This is a genomic window from Lentzea roselyniae, from assembly GCF_039537795.1.
Taxonomy (GTDB): Bacteria; Actinomycetota; Actinomycetes; order Mycobacteriales; family Pseudonocardiaceae; genus Lentzea; species Lentzea atacamensis.
The window spans coordinates 243,149-268,592 of the sequence record NZ_BAABBE010000011.1 but is presented as its reverse complement, the minus strand read 5'-3'; the positions used below and the strand labels follow the sequence as shown (position 1 = coordinate 268,592).

Annotated in this window: 23 protein-coding genes; 11 read left to right on the top strand and 12 right to left on the bottom strand. The window is 63.0% G+C overall.

The genetic code is table 11. The features are described 5' to 3' along the window. Positions 1 to 82 precede the first annotated feature (82 nt). Positions 83 to 994, top strand: a complete 912-nt coding sequence (locus tag ABFX45_RS21860; protein ID WP_346131816.1) for a helix-turn-helix domain-containing protein — start codon at positions 83 to 85, stop codon at positions 992 to 994. A gap of 943 nt (positions 995 to 1,937) precedes the next feature. Here the strand turns inward: ABFX45_RS21860 and ABFX45_RS21855 are convergent. Genes ABFX45_RS21855 through ABFX45_RS21835 form a run of 5 tightly spaced genes read right to left on the bottom strand, consistent with a single transcriptional unit; the run spans position 1,938 to position 5,914 of the window. Continuing rightward, positions 1,938 to 4,103, bottom strand: coding sequence for an FtsK/SpoIIIE domain-containing protein (locus ABFX45_RS21855; RefSeq protein ID WP_346131808.1), 2,166 nt, complete (start codon positions 4,101 to 4,103; stop codon positions 1,938 to 1,940). Then, the gene (locus tag ABFX45_RS21850; protein WP_346131807.1) at positions 4,100 to 4,954 is read right to left on the bottom strand and encodes a hypothetical protein; all 855 of its coding nucleotides are present in this window, start codon (positions 4,952 to 4,954) and stop codon (positions 4,100 to 4,102) included. The genes ABFX45_RS21855 and ABFX45_RS21850 overlap by 4 nt, the downstream gene beginning before the upstream one ends. Then, the gene (locus ABFX45_RS21845) at positions 4,951 to 5,280 is read right to left on the bottom strand and encodes a hypothetical protein (RefSeq protein WP_428834179.1); all 330 of its coding nucleotides are present in this window, start codon (positions 5,278 to 5,280) and stop codon (positions 4,951 to 4,953) included. Before ABFX45_RS21845 ends, ABFX45_RS21850 begins: the two co-directional genes overlap by 4 nt. Beyond that, the gene (locus ABFX45_RS21840) at positions 5,277 to 5,636 is read right to left on the bottom strand and encodes a WhiB family transcriptional regulator (protein ID WP_346131806.1); all 360 of its coding nucleotides are present in this window, start codon (positions 5,634 to 5,636) and stop codon (positions 5,277 to 5,279) included. Before ABFX45_RS21840 ends, ABFX45_RS21845 begins: the two co-directional genes overlap by 4 nt. Next, entirely contained in the window at positions 5,633 to 5,914 is a 282-nt protein-coding gene (locus tag ABFX45_RS21835; RefSeq protein WP_346131805.1) for a helix-turn-helix domain-containing protein, read from the bottom strand. The genes ABFX45_RS21840 and ABFX45_RS21835 overlap by 4 nt, the downstream gene beginning before the upstream one ends. 153 nt (positions 5,915 to 6,067) lie before the next feature. Between ABFX45_RS21835 and ABFX45_RS21830 the strand changes: the two genes are divergently transcribed. After that, positions 6,068 to 6,436, top strand: coding sequence for a helix-turn-helix domain-containing protein (locus ABFX45_RS21830; protein ID WP_346131804.1), 369 nt, complete (start codon positions 6,068 to 6,070; stop codon positions 6,434 to 6,436). A gap of 290 nt (positions 6,437 to 6,726) precedes the next feature. Further along, on the top strand, positions 6,727 to 7,758 hold the full coding sequence (locus ABFX45_RS21825; protein ID WP_346131803.1) for an NsdA family TPR-like regulatory protein: 1,032 nt from the start codon (positions 6,727 to 6,729) through the stop codon (positions 7,756 to 7,758). On the opposite strand, the gene ABFX45_RS21820 is transcribed toward ABFX45_RS21825, so the two are convergent. Further along, entirely contained in the window at positions 7,723 to 8,298 is a 576-nt protein-coding gene (locus ABFX45_RS21820) for an NUDIX hydrolase (RefSeq protein ID WP_346131802.1), read from the bottom strand. The two genes, ABFX45_RS21825 and ABFX45_RS21820, sit on opposite strands and share 36 nt — an antisense overlap. A 190-nt stretch (positions 8,299 to 8,488) precedes the next feature. Here ABFX45_RS21820 and ABFX45_RS21815 point away from each other — a divergent pair, with 190 nt between their 5' ends. Then, a complete protein-coding gene (locus ABFX45_RS21815; protein ID WP_346131801.1) occupies positions 8,489 to 10,258 on the top strand; it encodes a DUF6119 family protein in 1,770 nt (589 codons plus the stop codon). Positions 10,259 to 10,710: 452 nt separating this feature from the next. Here the strand turns inward: ABFX45_RS21815 and ABFX45_RS21810 are convergent, their stop codons facing one another. Further along, positions 10,711 to 10,869: a hypothetical protein gene (locus ABFX45_RS21810; RefSeq protein WP_346131800.1), complete on the bottom strand. Its 159-nt coding sequence runs from the start codon at positions 10,867 to 10,869 to the stop codon at positions 10,711 to 10,713. 384 nt (positions 10,870 to 11,253) lie between these two features. Between ABFX45_RS21810 and ABFX45_RS21805 the strand changes: the two genes are divergently transcribed. Together ABFX45_RS21805 and ABFX45_RS21800 are read left to right on the top strand one after the other, a co-directional pair. Then, positions 11,254 to 11,727: an NUDIX hydrolase gene (locus ABFX45_RS21805; RefSeq protein WP_346131799.1), complete on the top strand. Its 474-nt coding sequence runs from the start codon at positions 11,254 to 11,256 to the stop codon at positions 11,725 to 11,727. Between the two features lie 253 nt (positions 11,728 to 11,980). Next, complete coding sequence (locus ABFX45_RS21800) at positions 11,981 to 14,851, top strand: NACHT domain-containing protein (protein ID WP_346131798.1); 2,871 nt, start codon at positions 11,981 to 11,983, stop codon at positions 14,849 to 14,851. A gap of 894 nt (positions 14,852 to 15,745) precedes the next feature. Here the strand turns inward: ABFX45_RS21800 and ABFX45_RS21795 are convergent. The 3 genes from ABFX45_RS21795 to ABFX45_RS21785 all read right to left on the bottom strand — a co-directional run bounded on the left by ABFX45_RS21795 (position 15,746) and on the right by ABFX45_RS21785 (position 18,308). Next, on the bottom strand, positions 15,746 to 16,180 hold the full coding sequence (locus ABFX45_RS21795; RefSeq protein WP_109631939.1) for a Cif family virulence factor: 435 nt from the start codon (positions 16,178 to 16,180) through the stop codon (positions 15,746 to 15,748). Positions 16,181 to 16,188: 8 nt separating this feature from the next. Beyond that, positions 16,189 to 17,355 (bottom strand): amidase domain-containing protein, encoded by a 1,167-nt coding sequence (locus ABFX45_RS21790; RefSeq protein WP_346131797.1) that lies wholly within the window; start codon positions 17,353 to 17,355, stop codon positions 16,189 to 16,191. Positions 17,356 to 17,588: 233 nt separating this feature from the next. Further along, positions 17,589 to 18,308, bottom strand: coding sequence for a CTP synthase C-terminal region-related (seleno)protein (locus ABFX45_RS21785; RefSeq protein ID WP_346131796.1), 720 nt, complete (start codon positions 18,306 to 18,308; stop codon positions 17,589 to 17,591). Between the two features lie 75 nt (positions 18,309 to 18,383). On the opposite strand from ABFX45_RS21785, the gene ABFX45_RS21780 reads away from it, so the two are divergent. Next, entirely contained in the window at positions 18,384 to 19,259 is an 876-nt protein-coding gene (locus ABFX45_RS21780) for a LysR family transcriptional regulator (protein ID WP_346131795.1), read from the top strand. 13 nt (positions 19,260 to 19,272) lie between these two features. Here the strand turns inward: ABFX45_RS21780 and ABFX45_RS21775 are convergent, their stop codons facing one another. Beyond that, a complete protein-coding gene (locus ABFX45_RS21775) occupies positions 19,273 to 19,734 on the bottom strand; it encodes a DUF4262 domain-containing protein (RefSeq protein WP_346131794.1) in 462 nt (153 codons plus the stop codon). A gap of 131 nt (positions 19,735 to 19,865) precedes the next feature. Here ABFX45_RS21775 and ABFX45_RS21770 point away from each other — a divergent pair, with 131 nt between their 5' ends. After that, positions 19,866 to 21,449 (top strand): purple acid phosphatase family protein, encoded by a 1,584-nt coding sequence (locus ABFX45_RS21770; RefSeq protein WP_109631930.1) that lies wholly within the window; start codon positions 19,866 to 19,868, stop codon positions 21,447 to 21,449. Between the two features lie 11 nt (positions 21,450 to 21,460). Next, positions 21,461 to 22,960, top strand: a complete 1,500-nt coding sequence (locus tag ABFX45_RS21765; protein ID WP_346131793.1) for a purple acid phosphatase family protein — start codon at positions 21,461 to 21,463, stop codon at positions 22,958 to 22,960. On the opposite strand, the gene ABFX45_RS21760 is transcribed toward ABFX45_RS21765, so the two are convergent. After that, positions 22,957 to 23,430: a GNAT family N-acetyltransferase gene (locus ABFX45_RS21760; RefSeq protein ID WP_346131792.1), complete on the bottom strand. Its 474-nt coding sequence runs from the start codon at positions 23,428 to 23,430 to the stop codon at positions 22,957 to 22,959. The genes ABFX45_RS21765 and ABFX45_RS21760 overlap by 4 nt on opposite strands. Before the next feature lie 28 nt (positions 23,431 to 23,458). Here ABFX45_RS21760 and ABFX45_RS21755 point away from each other — a divergent pair, with 28 nt between their 5' ends. Further along, positions 23,459 to 24,400, top strand: a complete 942-nt coding sequence (locus ABFX45_RS21755; RefSeq protein WP_109631924.1) for a nucleoside hydrolase — start codon at positions 23,459 to 23,461, stop codon at positions 24,398 to 24,400. Between the two features lie 46 nt (positions 24,401 to 24,446). Then, complete coding sequence (locus ABFX45_RS21750) at positions 24,447 to 25,346, top strand: LCP family protein (RefSeq protein WP_109631922.1); 900 nt, start codon at positions 24,447 to 24,449, stop codon at positions 25,344 to 25,346. Positions 25,347 to 25,444 lie beyond the last annotated feature (98 nt).

The window sequence follows — 25,444 nt, the reverse complement described above, 5'->3', positions numbered from 1 at the left end:
CAACGGCTCGATTCGTTCCCACAGGTCGTCGGACACGATCCATGGTGGCTGCTCACCCTTCCTCACCGCACCATGATCAACGATCAAGAACTGGCATGCAAACAAGCGATCATTTGTTAGGACCTCTAAGGGGTTCAGGTCCAGTCTTGAGAACCGCGCCGTTGCACGTGCGCTTGCGTTGTGGCGCATGGAAAGCGGCTTGAGCCTGTCCGAAGTGTCCCAGCGCGTGCACTGGTCTGCAGCCAAGACTTCGATGCTGCAGAACGGGCTCGTCCCGATCACCGATGCCGACGTGATGGCGCTTGCTCTGGCCTACAGGATCGATGACGTACGGCGGCAACCCGTGTTCTGGGGTGCGCAGCGCGCACGTGATCCACGCACGTTCGACGTGGTGACCGGCGGCACGGTGCCCTGTGTCAACTGGACGTACTCCGAGGTCGAGGCTGAGGCGAGCTACGTGCGGGTAGTCGCGCTGGACGTCTTGCCGCCGCTGGTCTGGACGCCCGAGTACTCGGCTGCGGTTCGATATGGGCAGATCGACGCCGCCTCTGAGCGAGGTCACCGTAGTTACGACGACCTGCACCGTGCGCAGATGCTGTCCCAGTTGGATCAAGATCCAACGCTGCGAGTGGATCTCGTTCTGGGAGAGGCGGTGTTGAGGCGGCCTGTCGGCGGTGCGCTGGTGATGGCGGACCAGTTGTTTCAGTTGGCGGTGTTCGCGCAGCTTCCCGGCGTGACCGTGTATCTCGTACCGGACAGTGTGGGTGTCGTCGCGGGGATGACCTCGTTCACGTTGCTGTCGTTCCGTGAGACGCAGTTTGACGACGTGGCGCACCTCGACTGCCCGCACGGCGACATGTGGCTTGAGCGCGAGACTGAGCGGCGGCCATACCTGGAGTTGTTCGGGCGGCTGATGTCCACGACGCTCGCGGACGACGAGACGGCCGAGCGTCTTCACAGCGCGGCGCAGGACCTCAAGGACACCGCACGCTGACCAGCCGAGGAAGACGGGCAACGACCTCCGCAATTTCGTGATTCTTTTCGTGACGGGTGTTTGCTACGCTCGGCCTGAGCGTCACGAAACTAGTCACGAATCGGAGTGGTGAGCCGTGAAGTGCGCGGGATGCGGACAGCCGCTGCAGGCAGGGGCGAACCGTGGGCGACCGGCCCGCTATCACAACGCGGCCTGCCGACAACGTGCCCGCCGTGCGCGACTGACCACACGACACGGGGACGTGTTGGCTGCCGTGGCCGCTGTCGAGGCGGCGGCTGCCGAGGTGCGTCGGTCAGTACTTGCGGACGGCGACACGGAGCAGGCCGCGAGCCAGCTCACGCGTGCAGCTGCCGAACTCTCCCAGCTCGTCACGATCGCTCCCACTGCCGAGCCACCCGCGCCACCTGTCACGAAACCCGTCACGGAAAACAAGCCTCGAACGAGTCGGTCCAAGCCGCCAACGCGTCCTGTCCCGCTGGACCTGGATACAGTCCGCCTCAAACGTTCGTCGGACCCGACTCGGACGGGGTGGCGGGTCCTGGCGGGCACCGAGGACGCACCGGTCTTGGTGGGGTTCCTGGAACCAGTGCTGTCGGTGACTGGTCGGCGCAGTAGTCGCTGGGAGGCGCAGACCGCCAGCTTGGCGCGCGTGCATGGTGGCCCGTGGCGTACTCGGATGGACGCTCTGGCTCACCTGGTCGACGACTACCAGCGTGCCGCAGCGCGGCCACGTCGGCGCACGATCACGTAGTGACGGGTTGGCCGTGCGCCGCACCTGTGTCCAGACGGCGCGGCACACGGCCGTTTCCGGTTGCATGTGACGGGGTCACCCGTCACATGTCACACCCGTCACGGTGGCCCGTTTCCGCTGCTAGATGACCGTTTCCTACCCGTCACAGAGTCTGTGACGGGGTGACGGGTAGCTGGGACGGGTTGTGACGGGTCAGCGGTCGTCATCGTCGATCACCTCACCGTCGATCACGGCCGCTTCGCGGAGGCGTTCGACCGCCGCGCGGATGTCTGCAACGGCGTAGCCGCGTACCTGCTTCACTCCGTCCTCTGTGGGCACCCTGTCCCGTGTCGAGCGGCAACCGAGCTTGGCCATGTCGAGCCCGAACGTGGGCTCGACATCGAGCGCGGCCACGAGTTCGGCCGTAGGCACGAAGTCCCGACCGTCCTCACTGCTGATCTCGTCTGCGAGATAGTCCACAACGGACGCCAGCGGTTCGGGCAACTCGATCTCGTCGGCCCTCTCGGCTTCAGCGGGTGTCGGCGCGCTGCCGATGGCCTTCGCCACGGCCGTATGGTCGAGCATCGGTTGTGCTTCCTGCCCCGCCGCGTGCCCAGTGAGCGTGCCTTCGGCCTCGCGCAACGCCCGTCCGCGTTGGCAGATCTCCCTCCAGTCCTCGTTGGGCATGTAGAAGGTCCGAACGGTCAGCGCGAGGGTTTCAGTCCCCGCTTGGGTCTCGCCATCCGGCCGCAGGATGCCCACGCCCTTGTGCGAGGGCAGTAGGCGGCTGGAGTCATACCCGCGTGTGTTCATCTGTTCGCCAAGAATGATGTTGCTGTCCCGGTAGTCCATCACCCGCAACGCGAACCGCGAGCCGAGCACCGCGCGCAGCCTGGTCGGCAGGGTCTTGGCGTCCGGCCGCTGCGTCGCGAGGACCAAGATCAGCCCTGCGGCCGGCGCTTTCTTCGCGAGCCACGTCAGCAATTCGCCGATGTACTCCCCCGCTGTGAGCTTCTTCCCTTGCACCTCAACGGGAGTACGGTCCTCCAGCGGGATGTGAAGCTCATCCACGAACAGGGCCGTGATCGGCATGTCCAGCGATGGATCACGTGACATGTCCGGCGTCACCTTCGACTCGGGGCATGTCAGGTCGTCCAGCTCCCGCATCCTGCGGTAGCGCTGCTGTACGTCGGCGACCAGCTCCACGAGCCAGTTCATGAACGTCAGCACGTGCTCGCTGTCGTCCCCGGACATGAACCGGTGCGCCACCTGCGCAACGGCGTCCCAGTCCTTACCGGCCTTGAAGTCGGCCATGAGCAACCGGACATGCGGGTCCATGATCAAGCCCGCGGCTGCCAACCGCTGCGCCATCGTCTTGCCCTGCCGGGGCAGAGCACCGATCAGTACCGATGTCCACACCATCGGCAGGTCGATCCGGCGTCCGCGCGCGTCGGTGCCGAACGGCACCGGCCGCCACGCGTCCCACCGGTGCACCCCAAGCAACGGTGTCCGGATGGGCGGCTTGGCGTACGGGTCCTCATCGGCTACCCACATCGCCACCCGTCCGGCGTGTCCGCCGTTGCCGCGTACGCGCTCCACGCTGAGTTGGATCTCGTCCACCGCGAGCGCGGACGCGAGCGCTTCCCGGTGCTTGACGACGTCGGCCGCCTTGCGGGTGGCGGGCAGATCGACAGTGACCGCCCACCCTTCGCCCCTGCGCGTGGCTCGGTCGACCAGGCGCAGCGTCTCGTCCTTCCCGATCAGCTTGGCGTCCCGGAACGCGTCCACGAGCACCTGAGGGTCCATCGTCCACGTCAGCGTGCGCGGACCGGCGAGCACCGCCTTACGCCCAGGGCTGCCATCCTTCCGGCGACCGAGGATCGCCAGCGCCACCGACGCGATACCGCCAGCGATCCACAGCACCCGGTGCCCGTACACGAGATCGAGCACCGCGACCACGACAGCGACCGTGACCACCGTTGCCCCGGTGACCTTCCACCTGAACAACGTCAGCTCACGAATGTCGGTGAACTTGTCCGCGAGCTTCTCCGACTGCTCAGCTGCTTCCCGGTAGTCCCGCACGGTCACCCATGAACGCCACCACCGCACCGCGACCACGAGTCCACGCACGACCGCGCCCATGAACCGGAACGGTGAACGCAGCACGGCCACCACGAGATCTTTAACGGTCTGCACCGCGTGAACGCGATCCTTCGCCCACAACGGCACACGCGGTGAACGCTGCCACCAGTTCACGGCCCGCTGACGCCACGACGTCCGCTCAACCGCCGGGACGTCGTTCACGAACTCACCTTCGAGCACTGCCCGCACCGGCAGGGAGGCATCCAAGTTGGCCAACTCTCGGTCCTGCTCGGTCATCGCGGATCACCTCCGCCCGATGTGGTCGCGGTCCGGAGTTCGGCCGCAAGCGTTGCGGCGAGCCGTGGTGACAAGCCACGCGAGCACCTGGTGACCTCACGTATCCAGGCAGGACTGACCACGACCTCAGGTGTCCATGCTTCGCGTGCAGTCGCTAGGTAGTCGTCGAACGTCACTCGTCGCTTGGGTCGACTCCTGGTGCGCTGCTTACGTTCCACGGCCGGACGCTCAGTGGTGGCCGCCTCCGGCACGCTCGCCGATACGACCGGTGCCGCACGTCGCTGCGCTTCGGTGAACGCGGCCGTGACCGCCTCCGTCAGCTTGTCCCGCAGGTCCGTCACCGCCTCCGCAGCGACGAACACCACGAGAGGCGGAACCGAGTGCAGCACCACACCCGACACGGACCCTGCCGCCCACGAGTGCCAGGTGTTCATGACGTAGGTGGCCGCGAGCGTGAACCACTTCGCCCGCCGCGTCCACGCACCCGTGCGCACCTGGTACCGCGCCGTCACCTGCTCGGCCCGCAGGATCGCCAGCAGGACCAGCGACACCGTGGGATCGAGCAGCCACGCCGCGAGCCACGGCAGCGACCATGCCGGCGTGCCCGCAGCCGCGAACGACTGCACGTTGGTCATCGTGAACCCGAGACCGAGCACGATCCCCGCCCAACACAACCGGTCGACCTCAGCACGGACGCGCTCGATGCGAAGCGCGACCACATCCGGATGCGTCGCGTAGGCCCTCAGCTCTGCCGCCTCCGCAGCGTCGGCCGCGAGCCGCTGCGCTGCCGGGGCGGCGGGCAGCCGCCCGAAGGCGGCTACCCCTTCCCGAACCCGAGTGATCGCGTTCATCGCCGATCACCCTTACCGCGCGGACTGTCGTACGAGGTGATCGTGAGAGCACGAGTCAGCGTGTACGCGGCGAACAGTGCGGGCAGACCCAACACCGCGAGCAACAACACGGTGTCACCCCGGTGCGTGATCACCACCCACTGAACTCCGACGATGACCCCGGCCATCACCAGCACCCGCCCGGTCAGCGAGAACAACCGAGCACGCGTTCGTGCTGCGTTCGCGGCAGCCTTCGCCCTACGGGCACTGGCTCGCCAGATCCACAGCAGCACCACGGCCACGCCCAGAGCGGCGAGCAGTTGCGTTGGCGTCACGTTAATCGTCACGATTGCTGCCCTCCATCCTGGTCCTCGTTCATCTGCTCGCGGCGGGCACGCCACACGCGGTACAGCGCGCGGCGGTCCTCTCCGGTCAGTCCGCCGCACACGCCGAACTGGTACTCACCAGCAAGGCGCAACTCCCACTCAAGGCAGAGCCTTCGCACCGGGCACGGCTCGCACAGACGAGCCGCCAACTCCCGATCGGTGATCTCCTCGCCCTGCCATTCCGGCTGTTCCTCGTTGGACCACAACCACATGCACGTGCCGTCACGCGTGACGATCTCCATCAGCACCGCGTCGGGCACCTTGGCGTAGCGGTCGAGCTCGGCCGCGATCACCTCGTAGTAGTTCTCCGGGTTCACCACGCACCCCCGGACTTCCGCTCGAACTCACGAGCAGACCGCCGCTCAGCGGTCATCCGGGCAACGTCCACAACGCTTCCGGACTCCGACGCCTGCCGAACGATCTCCTCGACCGCACGAGAAGGGATCACGTAGCGAGTGCGCAGGCGCACCGCCGGGAACGCGTCCTCTCGGATCGCCCGGTAGATCGTCGCCACGTCCACGCGCAGGATGCGCGCGGCTTCGGCGACTGTGTAGAAGATCGGCGGGTTGCTCCCCGCCGTGCCTGACGTAGTCATCAGCTGAATACCTTTCGAAAGACTGATTTCTTCTCCGAAGGCGCTGACATTGGCGTTGATTACTGCCGATTCACCGCCGATGTCAGCGCTAGCCCCGTTTCAGGGCACGAGCGCGCGCTAACGTCGGCGCTGAGGCGGAGCACGGAGGCGTACGTGGCAGAGAATTGGTCGGCAGTCGCGGAGGCAATGAACGCCCGCGCGGCAGAGCTGGCTTTGAAGCAAAAGGAACTTGCGGAGAGATCCGGCGTTTCGCTCGCGATCGTTCGCGAGATGCAACAGGGAAAGATCCAACGAAGGCGCAACCCACGAACGCTCGAAGCGCTGTCGATTGCGCTCGACTGGCACCCCAAGCACCTCATTTCGGTGCTGCAGGGAAAGACGCCACCCGAGCCGCCGGCCCTCGCGGCCGATAATCCACTTGTTCCGCTGCTCAACACGATCATTCGAGAACTGCGCGGCCTTCGAGCCCAGGTCGGAACACTCGCTAGCCGCCTCGATGACGGGAGCCATCGAAAGGACTAGCTCACGTTCTCTTGTTGCTTTCGGTGTCGCTGTCATGTGAACAGCAGACATCCGGAGAGGGGGTCGAAATAATTGCCAGCGGCTATCACGCCGCGTGTTAGGTGGAGTTAGGTCCGCAGGTCACAACCGTTGGGGAACGGGGAGACGTGGCGACGAGGAAGCGCGGTGACCAGCCTCGATCGAGGCTGCAGGGGGTCCGTCAGGAGCTTGGCCACACGCAGGCGCAGGTAGTCAGGTTCTTCCTGACACGTGGGCCGCAGATCGGCGCTCCCCATGCGACGGAGCAATCAATGCTCATCATGATGTCGCGTTGGGAGAACGGCCACGTAGAGGTGACCGACCCCGGCTATCAACGCTTGTTCCGAGAGTTCTACGGACGAACGAACGAAGAACTTGGATTCCCGCCCGAGGTCGAGAACCAGAGCGCTGAAGAGCTGCGCGAACGGCTGATCGTCGCGCGCAGCATCGACCGCGGAACGCTCGATATGTTTCAGCGACAAGTCAACGACCTGCGCAGCTCTGACCACAAATTCGGCGCCGTGGTGGTACTGGACCAGTTGAACAGCCTGGTACGCCAGATTGAGGAGTACCGCACGTTCAGCGTGAGTTCGCGTCATCGCGAACGGCTCGCCGCAATCCTCACAGACGCGCGAACGCTCGCCGGTTGGACAGCCCTTGATAGAGGTTCACAGCTTCAGGCGTGGCAGTACCACGAGGACGCGAAAGTCTCTGCGCGTGAAGCTGATTCACCGCACTTGCTCGCGCACGCTGCCGCACAACAAGCAGTGATCCTGCTCGACATCGGGCAGCCGGCCGAAGCCGTCGAACTGCTGGAGTACGCGCGGTACGTCGCAGAGAACCGCGCGCCGTCGTTGCTGCGATCATGGCTCGCCGCAGCACACGGCGAAGGGCTCGCCGCTGGCGGACATCGGGACGCAGCGCTGCGCGCTTTCGACGACGCAAGCTCTTTGCTGCCAACGAATCCGGTTGATCCTGAGATGCCCTTCCTGCTCCTCAACTCAGGACAGCTCGCACGCTGGCGAGGCAGCTCGCTCCTGCGGTTGGGCGACCAGGACGCCATCAACCAACTCGAAGTAGCCGTACGGGATCTCGCCGCGCCCGGACTCAACGCCGTGCGCGGTCAGACCAACCTGTACGTAGATCTTGCCTTCGCGTACGCCGCTGCTGGCGACAGCCGGGGAGCGCTCGACTACGCGCGCAAGGCACGACAGCTCGCGTCCCGCATCAAGTCCGATCGCCAGCAACGGCGGCTCGCGAACCTAGAGCTACCTGTCCCCCGAGGACGTTCCGACAGCACGTGAGGCCAAGTAGTACAGGAGTGGCACGATCGCACCAGAGCCCAAAACCTCGCCACGCCGTACGAGGTCTAGGACGCGATCAACGGGAATCCACTCAATCCGTGCGGCTTCCTCGCCATCAGTCGGTTCGCCGACCTTCTCAGCCGCGCGCCAGAGATACGCATCAACGGGTGCATCGATGATGCCGGGCAACGGCTGGAAAGTACCGATGTGCTCAGGTTCACCGACCGGCCGCCATCCCGTTTCCTCCACAGCTTCTCGCGCTGCAGTGTGCTCAGGCTCCTCGCCTTCTTCAACAAGCCCGCCGATAAGCTCGTATCCCCACTGGTCAACAGCAAACCTGTAGCGCCATAGTGTGAGTACTTCTTCGTGTTCGTTCACCAAGAGCGCGACTGCCACATGATCGAGCTTCACAACGTGATGCTCGAACCGGCTGCCGTCAGGCGGTTGCACTTCAACAAGCTTGAGTTTCACCCACCTGTTGTCATATACAGTCCGCTCTCCGTAAACCTTCCACTTCAGTTCCTCCGGGTACTCCGTCACATGCGAATCCTAATGCATCTCGCCTGCCAGCGACAGTTGCAACGAGTCGAGCTGCAGTAGATCGCCTGACGAATTGCGTCGCCGTTACCATCGTTGATGATGTTCGTCCGATCGGGCGAACAATTCCAAGCGACGAAACGCAAGCAACCGCACGTGCGATACACGAGCAATAATCCTGGGAGGGATCGAGATGACTCGGCAAGCAGCAGACACTAACAAGACCTCCTTGTATCGCGTCAACCTAACCGCAAAACAGAAAGAGATCGAGGCCATACAGGAGAAGTATCTACAAAAAGGGTTTGAACCAAAACATCTCTCAATTGATGGGCACGACGCCCTCCTGGTGTACGGCAGCATAACTAACGAGCAGCCAGACTGGGCGAAGCACGTAAACTCGCTAAGCGATTTTCTCCCTCCTGTCGGAAACAACACGTCGGCAGGCGTGCTCATAATTCGACTCGACGAGGATCACGAATTTTGCTACGCCCTCAGCTGGGGCATGGGGCATATCACCTTGGAACAGAAGTACATAGACACCGGATTCGGGCTTCGATTCGCACTTCGCCGTGCGGACGCCGATCAGATCAGCGCCCTCACGACGCACGCGCTTGATACGCTGCCGAAAACTGCACGCATGTCAGTCATGGGCGGAACGTCGCTGAGATCATACGGGCTTGAGGAGATCGGCGAAGTCATCAGCAGGCTGGTAGGGCGAATTCCGGCAGACGGCCTTTCTAGCGACGTAAAACCTACAGTCACCCCCAAGGGGCGGAAGACCAAGCCACCAGCAAAGAAGTTCATCACAGTTAAGGGCGCAGACTCTCTAGGCATTCCGCTTGCCAAGAAGGCATCTGCATTGCTGGACGATCTACGATTCATTCATACAGTCGTAGAGACCGAGAAGCCGGCCGAAGGACTTGAGCACCTCGAAAACACACATCCACTTCAGCCCAAGAACCCCAAGACGAAGGAGCTAAACGCAAAGCTCTCTGAACTCCTACAGACGGGCACAAAGCGACTAGCACTATGCTGGCCCTCGGAGTGGGATGACGAGGTAGGCGATATCTCCAACTTCGAAATCAGCGGATTCGGCAGGAAGTGGGACACAACGGTCGACGAGCTTGAGCTGAGCGACCTCGTCGATCCACTGGCAGCCACTGCTCCTGAAAATCGATTGCAGAGACTGAAGTCTGCGCGCGTACAAGGCATCAATAGCGGATCGGCCGCATCGCGCGCGATATCTGGAGATCGGTGGATCACCTTTGAGACCGAGCTCAATGACGAACGCTTCGTATTCCACCGCGGCCGATGGTACAACGTCGGCGGCGCCTACTTGGAACTCCTCAGAGATCGAGTGGACCGCATCCTTTCCAAGAAAAGCCCCGAGAGCCTTCCTCCGTGGCCGCAAATGAAGAAGACACGAAAGCGAACAGGGGAAGAGTACATCGGTCCTGCCACAGAAGGTGTCTACAACGATCATGTCGCAACACAGACCAGTGGGTACTACTCGCTCGACCGCAAGCTAATTTACACCCAGCAGCATCCTCGCGGGTTCGAGGCGTGCGACATTCTGACGCCGAACAACGCGCTTGTCCACGTCAAGCGTCTAGACGACTCAGTCTCAGCAAGTCACCTTTTCAACCAAGCGATCGTTTCGGCGGAGGCGCTTCGTCGTCAGGTGGATGCGCTTGAGAAGTTCCGTGAGCGAGTAAGAACCGTCAGCAATGGCTCTCGCGACCTCCCTGCAGATTTCCGCGTCAAAGAGGTCGTGCTCGCCTTTACAGGTGGTGCAGCCGAAGCAGGAAGCTTGTTCACCTTCTCACAGGTGACACTCACTAGATGTGCCCAGCGACTTGAGGAGCTGGAAATCTCGCTGACTGTGATTGAGATTCCCGAATCAGACGAACTCTTCACACCTCCGCCAGCGCCGGTCCCGACGAAGAAGACGAAGATCAACTAGGCACCTCGCGCCGGTCCCTGTCGGCGTGGTCATTACGGCTGAGACTCGTGGTGCGGGTCGTGGTGCGAACTGTGGCCAAACCGAGACCACGCGGCGCATGGTGCGAGTGTTCGTGACGGCGAATCCGCAGGTAGAGCAGCATTCTCCGCCCGAAAAGCACATTCCTAAACCGTGTGTCGCAGGTTCGAATCCTGCCTGGGGCACCACCTTTCGCCGGGTGAAATCAAGCTCTGACCAGCGGCAACGCGGTCGGAGCTTGATCTTTTTGGTCAGTCAGCGTCAGCGGGAGTCTGCCCCTGTTTGCCGCCATCTACGGACTCACCGCGGACTGGCTGAAGCCCACATACCCTGCAAACACCTGGGGCCTCAGCTTCCGCCGAGGTCCCAGAATCATCGTAGATCCGCGCTACAGGCGAGGACCGTCTTCCTTCGCTTCGCGGCCGTGACCACAGTTAGGGCAGACCGCTGAGGTACGGCGGACTGCTCATCTCGTCGACCTCGTTCCAAGGCCTTTTGTTGGCTCTGGCGATCGACTGAACCAGAGCCAGGCGCACCACGAAGCAGGTCAACATGGGCCAGTTGTGCACGAGCCACTCGACGAACGCTTGCACAGCTATCCTCCTCGAACTCGCCCCTCCCACGAACCTCTGGGAAGGACGACCAGTTGCCGCAGCAACCGCCACCTGGGGTAGGTGGGAGGGGATGGGCGGCATCAGATGTGCCGCAACAGGGAACCCCTACTTATCGCCCGCGAGCGAGATGGACTCGCTCTGGACCTGAACCCAAACCACTCTCGTGACCTGACTTCCCACGGAAGTTGAAACGCAGCCCGACACCTTGCAGTTCCCGAACGAGGCACATTTCTAGCCCTGATCGGATGCCCGAGGGTCCACGGATGACCATCACGGAAATGGCGCTCCTCAACGACGCACTTTGACCGCAAGTCCGCCAGAAGAGCGACGGCAGTCAGCCGCGGAGCTGGTAGGCAGGTTGGTATGGCGCGCATTGACTACTTCAACGCTCCGAACGCCCCCACAGCGACCAACATCGTCGTGACGGTGACCGCGTTCGTGCAGGACGAGCGCGACCAGCTGTTGATGATCCGCCGCACAGACAACGACCTGTACTCGATCCCGGGCGGAGCGCAGGACGTCGGCGAGACCATCGGCCAAACCGTCATACGCGAGGTCAAGGAAGAGACCGGGATTGACGTCGAGCCCACCGACATCATCGGTGTCTACTCCGACCCTAAGCATGTGATCGCCTACACCGACGGCGAGATACGGCAACAGTTCTCTATCTGCTTCCGGGTGCTCCCAATCGGCGGTGAAATACGCACATCTAGCGAATCAAGTGAAGTGCATTGGATCAGGCGAGCGGATCTACAGAGTTTGAACATCCACCCCTCGATCCAGCTTCGAATCAAACATGGGTTTGAAGCTGGATCGATCCCATACTTTACGAAGTAGAATCTCGTCTATTTCAGAATAGCCCCTGCAGTCCACAGAAATCAACAAGCCGACGCCGCCATCACTCCCCTCGCCTTGCAATATCACTTAATTCACCCGGACCTAACCACTCCCAGGCGTTGCGCCAAACGCACTACCCAAGCTAACACTTAGATGGCCGTAGGCGATAGAGATACAACAAGCAATGAAGGGAAGAGGCAGGATGATCGTAGAATCTCTACTCACGAAAGCGGTCGGCGGCGCAGCTAGCGCAATGGGCACGCGCATCTTCAATTCTGCAGTTAAGTCGCGCAGGAAAGACCGAAAGCAGGCAGTCTTGGCCGGCCGAGCGCTGATGACGCGGGAGGTGATCCTCAAGACCGACATAACTGCTCTCAGCTCATACCTGTCGAAAGAATTCGATCAACTTGCGTTGACAGTGTTTCTAAGCCATCCAGATACGAATGCCATTGTGCGAGAATTGCTCGCCCTTCGCCTGGCCGCAGCAGAACCCCAAAGAGTGCAAGAACTTAACGATGCCTTCAGTGCCTTCGCCCGTACTCAATTTTCAGAAACCGAGCCAAGTGTCACCGACCATGCATCGAACATCATATTCGCGGCCCTGAACGATACATGCGCCAATATCATAAACGATATCGAGAAGGAGCACGGCGAAACCGTATCGCTGATACGCCTTGGCGCGCAGAACGTCCTACTTCAAGCCACGCTCGATAACATCGATAGACATGTAAAGCACCTCGCAAATCCTCCAAGCTATTCAGAAGCAGAAAGCAAAGAATTTACGAAGAACTATCGAAAGCAGCTAATTGCCGCCCATGGCAGAATAGTTCCACCAGATTTCGATCGCCAGAAGAAGGTCCCAATCGACGACCTTTACGTGAGTCCGGAAATCATACCTACCGCAGATGTCGTAAATCAGGCAACACTTTCAATAGACGGTCTACAGGAGCGGCTTGACAGAACGGTTCTACTTGGTGATCCAGGTGGTGGCAAGTCCACTGCAAGCACAGTAATAACTTACCGATCTGCACTTTCAGACACCGCCCCCCTCCCATTTCTAATCGTTCTACGGGATTTTCCTTCGCCAAAGGACAGGACATCCGTAGTTGAATATCTTGAGTCGCGACTAAAGAGTTACTATCAGATCACCCCTCCAGAAAATGCGATCGAGCGAATGCTGGTTTCAGGTAACGCGCTCCTACTCTTCGACGGACTCGACGAGCTTATCGACACAAGTCAAAGACGAGAAATAGCCGAGATAGTAGAACTATTTTGTAACCGGTATCCACTTTGCAAGGTCCTGGTTACTTCACGCAAAGTCGGCTACGAACAAGCACCAATGGATGAAGAAGTATTCCAAAGCTTCGAAATATCCGGCTTCGGCGTGGAGCAAATCGCGGAATACGCTAAGAAGTGGTTTAAGCAAGAAAGCCTCAGCGAAAGCGAATATGAGCAAATCACCAAGGCTTTTATCGAGGAAAGCTCCGTCGTTCCAGATCTGCGCACGAACCCACTTCTGTTGTCCTTGATGTGTATCATTTACCGAGGGCAGAGCTTCATTCCTCGAAACCGCCCAGAGGTGTACGAACGGTGCGCCACGATGCTATTTGATAAATGGGACTCCTCTCGGCACATCCACGTAAAGCTCCAGGCTGGACATGTCGTAGATCCCGTACTGAAGCACGTCGCCTACTGGATGCTCACTTCAACGAATGTAAAAGACGGCGTCACGGAGTCGGAACTAGTCAAAGAAGTCTCCTCATACCTTTACGGTAAGGCGTTCGAGGATGAGGAGGTATCCAGGCGCGCAGCAGTTGAGTTCGTTGATTTCTGCAGGGGTCGCGCTTGGGTATTCTCGGATGCAGGTTCGACTGCATCAGGAGAGCTACTCTTCAAATTTACACACCGAACTTTTATGGAATATTTCGCCGCGTATCAGCTCACAAGAGCATGCGAATCTCCAGAGTCATTGGCGCGAGTTCTATTGCCGCGGGTCGCTAAGGGCGAATGGGATGTAGTTGCCCAACTCGCTATCCAGATTGAAAACAAGAACTCTGACAATGGAGGAGATCGTGCTCTCAAGACAATGCTCGACGAGCGTAGAAGAAGATCGCGTCAAGGACGCGCATCGGTGCTTGGCTTCGTCGCTAGGTGCCTTTCCTTCTTAAACGCGAGGCCCAGCGTTGTACGCCAGCTGACGAACGACTCCCTGAATCTGATACTCGCATCAGACAAGGATGAAGGATCGAATGCCCTCCAACTTCTGGGGACGCTTTTGTCTGAGACCTCAGAAGCGCGCAATGTAATTGCTGACGAGGTTTCCAGTTTTGTTACTTCCCAGGCCTTCGGTCCAACTGACCTCCGAGCTGAAGTAAATCTTTGGACAGTAGTCTTTATCCTTCCCTTCAGTATATCTTTCTACGGAAATAACAACCCTGTGACCCGGCGAGAACACCTGGAGTACTGGACCGACCAAAAACTAAAGATTATCCGCGCAAACGAAGGCAGGTTGCTTGCTGCGTGCCGACATGACCTGACCTTGGCGGCAAACTGTGTCGAAGCTAGTCTTATCTCACTGCATGATTACATGTTCGAAACAAAATTCGGCGACCTAAATCCGCTGGAAAAGGTACTTACATCAAAACAGACGAAACTTTTTAGAGTTACCTATTCACCGATCGCCTTCATGGTGTTTTCACATGCCATTCAAGGGGGCGACAGCCCCAACAAAAAGCGCTGGAGTCGAATTTCGAAGGACCTGGCTTCCGCCCTTGACAGTTACGACGAATGGCCAGTCGTACGAGCAAGCTGCCTAGAATCAAGCTATGGCCCATACCTGGATTTTGACGATCCTACACCCCAGCCGTCTGATATCGATGAGTGGTTCTGCACTGCCGTGATATCTTGCATCCTGGCAGAAGTTGACAAACTTCGAAAGCAGGATCGCTTCGAGGGTCGCATAAGCACCCGAGCCGAAGAGCTTGGCGTAATCGCTAAGTTGATATCCGCACGCCAACGTCCGAAGGATCTAGGGGAACTAGAATTCCCTGACGGATTGTCCCGGAAGCGCGCTGAAAGACTTCGCAGATGGGCACGTGGCGAAACCAACTTCGTCAGCGCATAGCCTTGGTGCCTCATCTCCTCCTATGCGCTTATGTGTCTTATGGAGTTGCCGAAATTGGCTCTACAGGATCAAGGCCGCCGGTGGCGGCACGCTCCGTGCGTACGGCGAACACCTTCCATCCCGGCACTCCCAGCATCCGCTTCGCTCCGCCGGTCGGCCGGGCGGCGCTGCGCGCCGCACTCCGGCTCACCCCAACCGACTAGCCTGCCCATCGAGCCATGCCGGACAGCAGCTCCCCACGAGCGCCAGCATGGCCACCGCGGACTTGCTCGGCACGGCGGCGCTCGACTGCCGCGACGGCTTCGCCGCCTTGCCACCGGACGATGAACACCGACGACCGAGCAGTACGAGTACGCCGACTGTTGGAGCTCCACCCCGCCCAACGAGCATGACAACGGCCAGGGATGTCGGGTCAAGGCTGGAACGAATATCTTGCCCGACACCCCTGGCCGCCTGATCGGCTTGGGGTCGAGATGAAGCGGGAGAAGTGGCCGCGCACGGACCACGCACTCCTCACGGACTGGCTATGCCAAGCGCCCCAACGGATGCAGCCGAACCCACAGGTCAGCAGGCATGAGCTACGGAGCAGCCCACCTGCCTTCCTAAACCGTGTATCGCAGGTTCGAATCCTGCCTGGGGCACCACCTTTCGCCGGGTGAAATCAAGCTCTGACCAGCGGCAACGCGGTCGGAGCTTGATCTTTTTGTCAGTACGTGGAGACGTTCGACCGGCTGATGTCGGCGGGGCTTCCGGCCGCCGTGACGACCGGACACCTCCACCGAGCGGCGCAGCATCTCAAGGACACCGCACTACCCTCCAATAGCGAGGTTGTACTGAGGGGTGTAGCGGCTCGTGACGGCTCGGAAGATCTCCACGCGCTCCGGCTGAGCCCGATCATGGCCTGCTCGTGCTCGCGGGCTGCTTCGACGGGTTCTGCGGGGCTTCGCCGAGCACGACGTACCAGCGGTCGTCCGTGCGGGTCAGCGTCAGACGCTCGCTGTAGTCGCCGGTCGAACTGGTGCCGGTGAGCCGCGCCGCTGCCACGTCCGGGACGAACTCGCTGGAGATGTCGGCATTCGTGAGGCGGATGTCCTTGCCGCCGTTCGCTTCGATTCGCCGGCTGATGTCGTCGGTCGCGTCGTTGCCCGGTGGCGCGAGGCGGGACAAGGCCTGTGAGTCGCGAGCGTTGAGCGCCTGGATGTAGGCGTCGACCGCGGCACGCGGAGCGTCCGCGCCGGTGTCCGGTGTGGTGGAGCAGGCTGCAAGCAGGCCGAGGCCGGCGAGGGTGATGAAAAGCCCTCGCCGGCCTCGGTGAAGTGGGAAGCGCAATGGTTTCCTCAGGTCCGGTGGGCGTAGTACCAGGCGTCAGGGTGCGTCGCGATGAAGCTGGACAGCGGTCTGTTGTGCTTGTTGTCCTCGCGGCCGCTGTGGTACGTCAAGTACACCTCTGACGCCCACTCACCGCTGCCCACCCGGTCGGTCACGAACATCGAGTGGCTGATGTTGTCATTGCGGTCGAAGTCGACCTGGAGGACGTCGGTCACCCACAGCTTCCACACGTTGTCGATGTAGCTGGTGCGGCCGGACTCGTGTGCGGCGAACCAGTACCAGTTCTCCGCCGCGGCCCACGAGTAGCTGGTCGTCCAGGTGTAGTCGCCGTAGAACCAGTTCTTGTTGTCGGTTCGGTCCTCCCACGGCCACGAACCCACGGTGGTCCAGCCACCCGCGCCGACGATCTGGGAGAGGAAGTTGGTGCAGTCGCCGCCCTCGCCTGCGCCTGCGTAGGACCGGTACGCGTGGTTGTACTGTGCCTCGGTGGGCCCCCAGTACCTGTTCGCGTAGTTCAGCATCGCAACGTAGTCATACGCCGCAGAAGACGCATCGGTGCCTTTCAGACCCGGCTTGATCGCATTCTTGGTGGCGTCGTTGAGCTGAGCGCCCGTGGGCCTGGTCGTCGCGGCCGATGGCCTGGACGGGCTCGCGGCCTTCATCGACACCGGTGTGGCGGCCGCAGGATCGGTGTCCGGAGCCATGACGGAGTCGCCGAGGTCCGCGACGTCGTCGGCCAACAGCCAGCCGGAGGCCGTCGAGGTGAACGAGAGCCTGCGCTGCAGGCCGTACTCCTCGAACGTTGGCGCGCCGGGGTAAGTCCGGACGAAATACAGCTTTGTGTGTTCGGTGAACGCCACGTCCACGGTGCTCCCACGCGCTTCGAACGTGACATCGAGGAGTGCGACCTCGGCGCGGTGGTGCCCGCCGTTCACCTTGCGCAGCAGGGATCGCCGCGCATCGATGGCGGTGCGGTCCTTTGCCAGCTTGGCCTCGACGGAGGTGCCGGTCGGGACCGTGGTGAGTCGTTGGGTCGTCAGGCCGTCGCCATCGGTGAGCCGGTCGGCGCGGTCCTGCAGGTACCGCTGGGCGAGTGACGTGAGCCGGGCGCGGTCGTCGGCTGTGATTTCACCGGAATCGGCCGCAGCCGGCGACGCACCCAATGCGGTGGCCATAGCCGTGGTCAGGACAGCAGAAAGCAAGATCAGTCTTCGCACAAGAGCCCCCCAGGCAAAGTGTGCTGAAAGTATTTCCCCAGCCATCAGAGTTGCAGCGGACCACGTGGTCGATCAATCGGACATTTGGCGTAGTACACCCGTCGGGATGTTGGAGCCCTGCTGGATGATCTTCCGATGCAGGTTCTTGGGGCGGCAGCGCGGTCGGAGCTTGATCTTTTAGCCATTCACCGTCACCGAACAATGAGGGCGGCGTTCGCGACGGCCGCCTCCGCGAACGCCCGCACGATCGGATGGCACGTGTCGCCGTCCCCTGCCAGTTCCGGTTGGAAGAGCGTCACCAGGTAGAACGGGTGTGCCCGCAGTTCCGCGATGCGGATCGCGCCCTCGTCGTCGTGGCCGGTGAAGCGCAGTCCGTGCGCGGCCAGCATTTCGGCGTACGAAGGGTTCAGGCCGTAGGCGCAGTGGTAGCGGTCGATGGAGCGCTCGGCGCCCAGGGCTCGTGCCGCGAGTGAACCCGGCTCTACCCGCACCGCTCCCTCGTGGCCGACCAGCGAGCAGGTCAGGGGGACGACTACCTGCTGCTCGGCGGTCGGTGCGGTCTCGGCGTGGCTGGCATCGGCTACGCCGCACACGTTGCGCGCGTACTCCAGCAGGGCGTGCTGGAAGCCGCCGCAGGTGCCCAGGAACGGGATGCCGTGCTCGCGGGCGGTTCGGATTGCTGAGAGTGCTCCTGCTTCGCTGCGATATGGGCTGCCGGGCAGGACCCACACGCCGTCGAAGTCTTCGAGGCGGGTGTCGGGCACGTCCTCTGTGGCCACCCAGTACGCGTCCAGGGTCAGGCCGTCGTGGACGCGCAGGGCTTCCAGCAGGCGCGGGATTCGAGTGTGTGAGCGAACTAGCGGCGAGCGGTCGCCGATCAAGGCCACGCGTGCGGTGCGAGTACCAACCATGGTTTCCATCGTGGTGGCGCGTTCCACATAAGACCAACGACTCCTTTTGCTGGGTGCATTAGTGACACTGATGCTGTGGACCCACATCTGCTCCGGACCTTTGTGACCGTGGCGCGCCACGAGTCGTTCTCCGTCGCCGCCCACGAGCTGGGGTACACCCAGTCCGCTGTCTCCCAGCAGATCGCTGCGCTCGAGGCCGACCTCGACGTGCTGTTGTTGCGACGGCGGCCGGTGGTGCCCACCGATGCTGGTCGGCGGTTGCTTGAGCACGCCGGGGCGATCCTGTTGCGACTGGACGCGGCGCGCGCCGATGTTCGCAGGGTTTCCGGTGGACAACCGGTTGAGCTGCGTGTGGGCATCTCGCCGATGGCGGACAGCGGCCGGTTGGTGGAGCGGCTCGTTGAGGTCCAGCGGTCGATGCCGCGGGTGGCGGTGACGGTGTCGGCGTGCGGGGCGGACGAGGTTGCGGCTGGGGTGGCGCGGGGCGAGTTGGAGATCGGGCTGGTTGACGGGGTGACCGCGCCCAGCGATCCGCTGCGCGTTGTCGAGCTCGGCACGTTCACCACCGTCGTGGTCAGCGAGAGTCCGCTTGTGGTCGTACTTCCGCGCGACCACCCGTTGGCCGCTCGGGGTGTGCTGCGTCTGAGCGACCTCGCTGACGCGCGGTGGATCGACGCACCGGGTGCCGCTGTCCCGCTTGCCCGGCTGCGGGTGGTGGCCGACGGCTTTCGGTCCGGCCTGCGGTACGACGGCGCGGAACGGTCCGTGCTGCTGGCGATGGTGGCGGCCGGCGGTGGGCTTGCGGTCCTGCCTGCGCCGGTTGCGCGGGAAGGGGTGGCCGCGGTGCCGCTTGCCGCCCCGGCTCTCGTGCACCGCACGGAGCTGGTGCACGGGAGCCTCACCGGGCCCGCCGCCGCCATCGTCGCGGGACTCGGCTTCGGTGTGCGGTAGCGGCTGTGAGGTCTCAGGTGTGCGGGCCGAGTACGGGCTGGCCACCTCGGACGCCGCGGTAGCCGGGCTCCCACGGCAAGTGGCCGCGCTCGTCGGCGTGCACCAGCTGAACTGCCGACACCGTGGTGCCGTACAGCGCTGTGGCGGTGTTCAGATGTGCAGCTGGGTCCGTCACTGGCACGGCCTCCACCAGCGGGCCGTCGCGAAGCCGGAATCGTTGCCCGGCAATGGGATCGTTGAAGAAGAGCTGATACGCCGCCTCGGCGCCCAGCAGGTCGGCGGCCGGGTCCAGGGGCATGCCGGTGAGCACCAGCTCCGGACGCGAGTGTTCGGTGAGGCCGACGGTGTACGCCCAGGGTGGGTGCACACGGTCCCCTTCGACGCCTTGGACGTACCAGCCGTAGTCGTGGATCTTGCCGCGGACCAGCTCCAGGTACGCCGCCGTGCTGCCCTTGTTGTCGCATTTCCAGCACATGACTTCCTCCTCGTGGTGAGGGCTCCAGTGTGCTGACGGGGTCTGACAAGATCGTTTACGACGACCCCGCGGCCGAAGCCTGCCCCAACGATCATTGACATTAGTAAAGAAGGTTTCCTAATTTCGGAACCATGAGCGAGCCTCCGCGACGCAGGTCACAGAACGGTCCACGCCTGCAGGAGCTGTACGAGGACGCCAAGCGGAGGTACTCGCGGCGCAGCCTGTTCCGGGTCGGAGCGGGAGCCGCGCTGGCCACCGGGCTGGGCACCGGGACCGCGGCGGCGTCCAGCAGCTTCCAGGTGCCGACGGTGCTGCTCGACGAAAGCGTCACGGACGGCGGGGCGCTGAGGCCGTTCGGGCGGCATCTGGCGTTCGGGGCGGATCCGGCGAGGCAGGTCGTGGTGTCCTGGCAGGTGCCGGCCAACGTCAAGGCTCCCTACCTGCGCGTGGGCACCAAACCCGGCGAGTACGGGGAAGCGATCAAGGCGGAAACGAGGGCGCTGACCAGCGACCTGGCGTGGCAGGAAAAAGGTGCGCTCTTCACGATCTCACCGCACCTCGGGAAGGCTGTCACGCAGTACTACCTGCATGTGAGGCTCGACGACCTGGTGCCCAACACGACGTACTACTACGTCGTTGGCCATCAAGGGTTTGAGGCCACAAGCGGTGAGGTTGGCAGCTTCAGCACAGCGCCGACGACGAACACGGCCTTCTCGTTCACGGCGTTCGGGGACCAGGGCGTCGGGTACAACGCGCTGGCCACCAACAGCCTGATCGCGGACCTCGGGCCGCAGTTCCACCTCGCCATGGGCGACATGAGCTACGCCAACGACGGGGAGGGCGGGCGGCCGGCCACGGACGTCTACGACGCGCGGAAGTGGGACTCGTTCTTCGCGCAGAACGAGTTGGTGGCCGCGGGGATTCCCTGGATGGTGTCGCTCGGCAACCACGAGATGGAGAGCTGGTACGACAACCACGGGTACGGCGGGATGCGGGCTCGGTTCACCATGCCCGACAACGCCTGGGACGGGTCGACCTGCATCTACTCGTGGCGGTACCTGAACGTCGGGTTGATCAGCTTGGACGGCAACGACATCTGTTACAACAGCGACGCCAACCTCGACTACACCGAGGGCAAGCAGCAGGCGTGGCTCAAGGCTCAGCTCGAGAAGTTCCGCGGGGACGAGACGATCGACTTCATCGTCGTCTACTGCCATCAGTGCACCTACTCCACGTCTGGCAACAACGGATCGGAGATCGGCGCGCAGAAGAGGTGGGCGCCGCTGTTCGACCAGTACCAGGTGGACCTGGTTCTCAACGGGCACAACCACGTCTACGAGCGGACGGATCCGATCAAGGCGGGTAAGGGCACGAAGAAGGCTGACATCAAGAGCGTCGTCAACCCCGTCAAGGAGGGGACCACCTACATCACCGCGGGTGGTGGAGGCGAAAGCATCAACAGCTGGGCGGACTCGAAGGTCGGCGATTCCTACTACGGCAACGTCAAGGACGCCACGGCCACCATGCGGGTCGACCAGGAGAACGGCGACGAACTGATGGTCAAGGTGACCTGGTCTCGCGTGCGGTATCGCGGGTACGGGCTGGTCGTCGTCGATGTCACGCCGAGGACCAACGGCGCCCCTGCCCAGATGAAGGTCCGCGCGCTCACCGAGACGGGCGCGCTGGTCGACGAGCTCACCCTGCGCCGCAGCTGAAAGGCCTTGCCATGACTGAAACTTCCAGGCGGACGTTGTTCAAGGTGGGCGGAGCCGCGCTTGTCACGGCCGCGGCCATGCGCGGCCGAACTGCCGAGGCGGCGCCGGACGGGCGGAGGACCAGGCCGCTCGGGCGGCACATCGCGTTCGGGGCGGATCCGTCGAAGCAGGTTGTGATTTCCTGGCAGCAGCTGGAGAAGGTGGACGGGGCGTACGTCCGGATCGCCACGCAGGCCGGGAACTTCGGCACCCCGATCGCCGCTGAGGTGCGCACGCTCAGGAGTGAGATCGCGTGGCAGAAGGGCGACCACAGCTCTCCGCCGCACGGGCCGGACCCGATGTACCAGTACTACCTGCACGTCAGGCTGAACGACCTGCAGCCCGACACCACGTACTTCTACGTTGTGGGGCACCGGGGTTACGACCCTGCGACCAGCAAACGGCGCGGCGAGATCGCCTCGTTCCGCACGGCTCCCACGAGCGGCAAGCCGTTCACCTTCACCGCCTTCGGTGACCAGGGGTACGGGTACAACGCACGCAAGCTCAACAGCCTTGTCGCGGACAACAACCCCGCGTTCCACCTCGCCCTCGGCAACCTCAGCTACGCCATCCACGGCGGCGCGGCCAACGTCGAGGGCGGGCATCCGGACACGGACAAGTACGACGCCGCCAGGTGGAACTCCCTGTTCGTGCAGAACGAACCGACAGCGGCGCGGGTGCCGTGGATGATCACACTCGGCAACCGCGAGATGGAGGAGTGGTACTCCCCCAACGGTTATGGCGGTATCAAGGCGCGCGTCACCATGCCGGACAACGCGTGGAGCGCCTCCACCGGCATCTACGCGTGGCGGTACCAGAACGTCGGGTTGATCAGCCTGGACGGCAACGACATCTGCAGCCGCAACACGGCGAACCTCGACTACACCAAGGGCAAGCAGCTCACCTGGTTGGAGGGGCAACTCAAACAGTTCAGGAAGAACCCGGCAATCGACTTCATCGTCGTCTACCTGCACCACGCCACGTACTCGACGTCCGACGGTGGTGCGGAGAGCGTCGCGCAGCAGAAGTGGGCACCGGTGTTCGACAAGTACCAGGTCGACCTCGTGCTCAACGCGCACAACCGCGTTTACGAGCGCACCGACCCGATCAAGGCGGGCAAGGGCACCAAGAAGGTGGCGAGCAGAGGAACCGTCAACCCCGCCAAGGACGGCACCACGTACATCACGGCCGGCGCGGGCGGACAGGCGCTCGACAAGTTCTACAAGGACGCTCCGGAGTCCTATCTGGACAAGGAGAACACCAGCGGCACACCGACCATGCGGTGCTACAAGAAGAACAGCGACAAGTCCACGGACACCCAGGTCACCTGGTCACGGGTACGCTACCGGGGCTACAGCATCACCGCCGTGGACGTCACGCCGAAGACGAGCAGCACCCCCGCCCGGATGAAGGTTCGCGCACTCGACGAGGACGGAGTGCTGATCGACGAGATCACCGTGCAGCGCGGCTAGCCCCTGCGGCGATAGCGAAGCTCCTTCACGACGGTGTCGCCGAAGATCTCCTCGCGCGTCGTGCCGTCCGCGGTGAAGCCGAGGCGCTCGTAGAACCTGCGAGCGCGTTGGTTGTCCTCCAGCACCCAGAGGACGACGTCGGTGAGGCCGGCGAGACCCGCCTCCGCCAGTGGTAGCGCCAGCCCGGTGCCCCAGGCCGAGGGCAGCAGGTAGATCGCGTACAGCTGAGAGACGGCGTCGGCCTCGTGGCTCGGGCCGGTGCAGATGAAGCCGACCACCTGATCGCCGTCGAGGCCCACCCACACCTCGCCCCGCCGGGAGGCGCGCTCCCACATCGGGATGCGCTCTTCCAGGGAGAGGTTGTCGAGCACCTCGTCCGGGATCTGACCTCGGTAGGCTGTCTGCCACGACCGCACGTGCACCGAAGCGATGGCAAGCGCGTCGGCGGGATCTGCGAGGCGGACTGTCATGTGATCCCCCAATGGCATGATCGGGTGTATGCGGATCATCGTCGACGCGGACCCCGGCATCGATGACGCCCTTGCTTTGTACTACCTGCGCGCGCAGCCGGACACCGAAATAGTCGCCATCGGCACGGTGCACGGGAACGTGCCGGTCGAGGTGGCGACCGCCAACGCCCTCAGGCTCACCGAGCGGCTGAACATCAAGGCACCCGTCGCGGTGGGAGCCGCGAAACCGCTCGCCCAGCCGCTGATGACCGCCGAGAACGTGCACGGCGAGGACGGGCTCGGCGGGTGTGCGGGAGACGACCCCACGACGAGCTGCACGAGTGAAAGCGCCGCCGAGCAGCTCGCCAACAGGGCACGGCAGGAGCCCGGCGAGCTCAGCCTGCTCGCCATCGGGCCGCTCACCAACGTCGCGCTGGCGCTGCAGATCGAGCCACGCCTCCCGCAGCTCCTCGACAAGGTCGTGGTGATGGGCGGCGCGCTCAACGTGCCGGGCAACATCACGAGCTACGCGGAAGCCAACTTCTGGCACGACCCCGAGGCCGCGGACCTCGTCCTCGGCGCCGGGTTCGAAGACCTCACGATCGTCGGCCTCGACGTCACGATGGCGAGCCACGCACCGGGCGAGTGGCTGGAAGCGCTCCCGCACGAGAGCTACGCGAGGCAGTTCCTCAGGTTCTACGCGGACTTCTACGAGAGCTTCCTCGGCAAGGCCGGGTTCGTGCCGCACGACCCGCTGGCCGCGGCGATCATGCTTCAGCCACACCTGGCCACGTACGTCGAGGACCGGTTCGCGATCGAGCTCACCGGCCGGTACACGCGCGGCGCGATCGTCGCCGACCGGCGCTTCCTGGCGGAGGGCAGCCCGTTCGGACGAGACATCGGCACCGAACGCACGAAGGCCAAGTACGCCGTCACGGCCGACAAGGACGCCTTCCTCGACCAACTGAGGCACGCTGTGACACAACCCTGACAAACCACCGACGGAATCCGGACAAACAGCCGGGACCGTCAGAGGTATGAACGTCCACTTGAAACGATGGCTCGCGGTCTCGGGGGCCGCGGTGGTCATCGCGGCGGGCGTCGTGGCCGGGGGTTCCTACTGGCGGCTGGAGGGCAATCTCAGGACCGTCGATCTCACCAAGGAGATCGGAAACGCCAGGCCTCCGTCCACGCCTGGCCGTCCGCTCAACATCCTCCTCATCGGCAAGGACGACGGGCGGTCCGACACCGCCATGGTCGTGCAGCTCAACGCCGCGGGCGACCAGGCGAGGGTCGTCAGCATCCCGCGCGACACGATGGTGCCGCGGCCGAGGTGCGGCACCAACCCGCCTGCCGCCATCGCCATGTTCAACAGCGCCTTCTCCACCGGTGGCGCGGCGTGCACCGTGGCGACGGTCGAGCAGATGAGCGGCATCCGGATCGACCACTTCGTGCAGATCGACTTCAACGGCTTCCGCGACGTCATCGACCGGTTCGGCGGCGTCGAGATCAACCTGCCGGAGCCGATCGACGACGACAAGAGCGGGCTGCACGTGCCGGCCGGACCCACCAGGCTCGACGGGACGCAGGCGCTGGCTTTCGTCCGGACTCGCTACAGCATCGGCGACGGCAGCGATCTCAACCGCATCAGGAACCAGCAGCTGTTCATGCGGGCGTTGAGCGAGAAACTCGCAAACGAGAACTGGCTCGCGAGCCCGCAGAAAACGTTCGCGCTCGCCGACATTCTCACGAAGTCGATCGTCACGGACGAGGAAATCGGGTCGATCGCCAAATTGGCGGATCTCGCGGGCAAACTCACCGCGTTGAAGCCGGAGAACATCACCTACGTGACACTGCCGACGGAGACGTACCTGCCGGACCCCAACCGGGTTCAGCCCAAGCAACCGGAAGCGGATGCGCTGTGGAAGGCGGCCTGACCTAGCAGGCGGCACCTTGCCATTCGCTCGGGCGAGGCCACGGCTGAGGAGACCCCCAGCGCTCCTCAGCCGTGGAAGTTTTGCCCCAGTCAGCCACT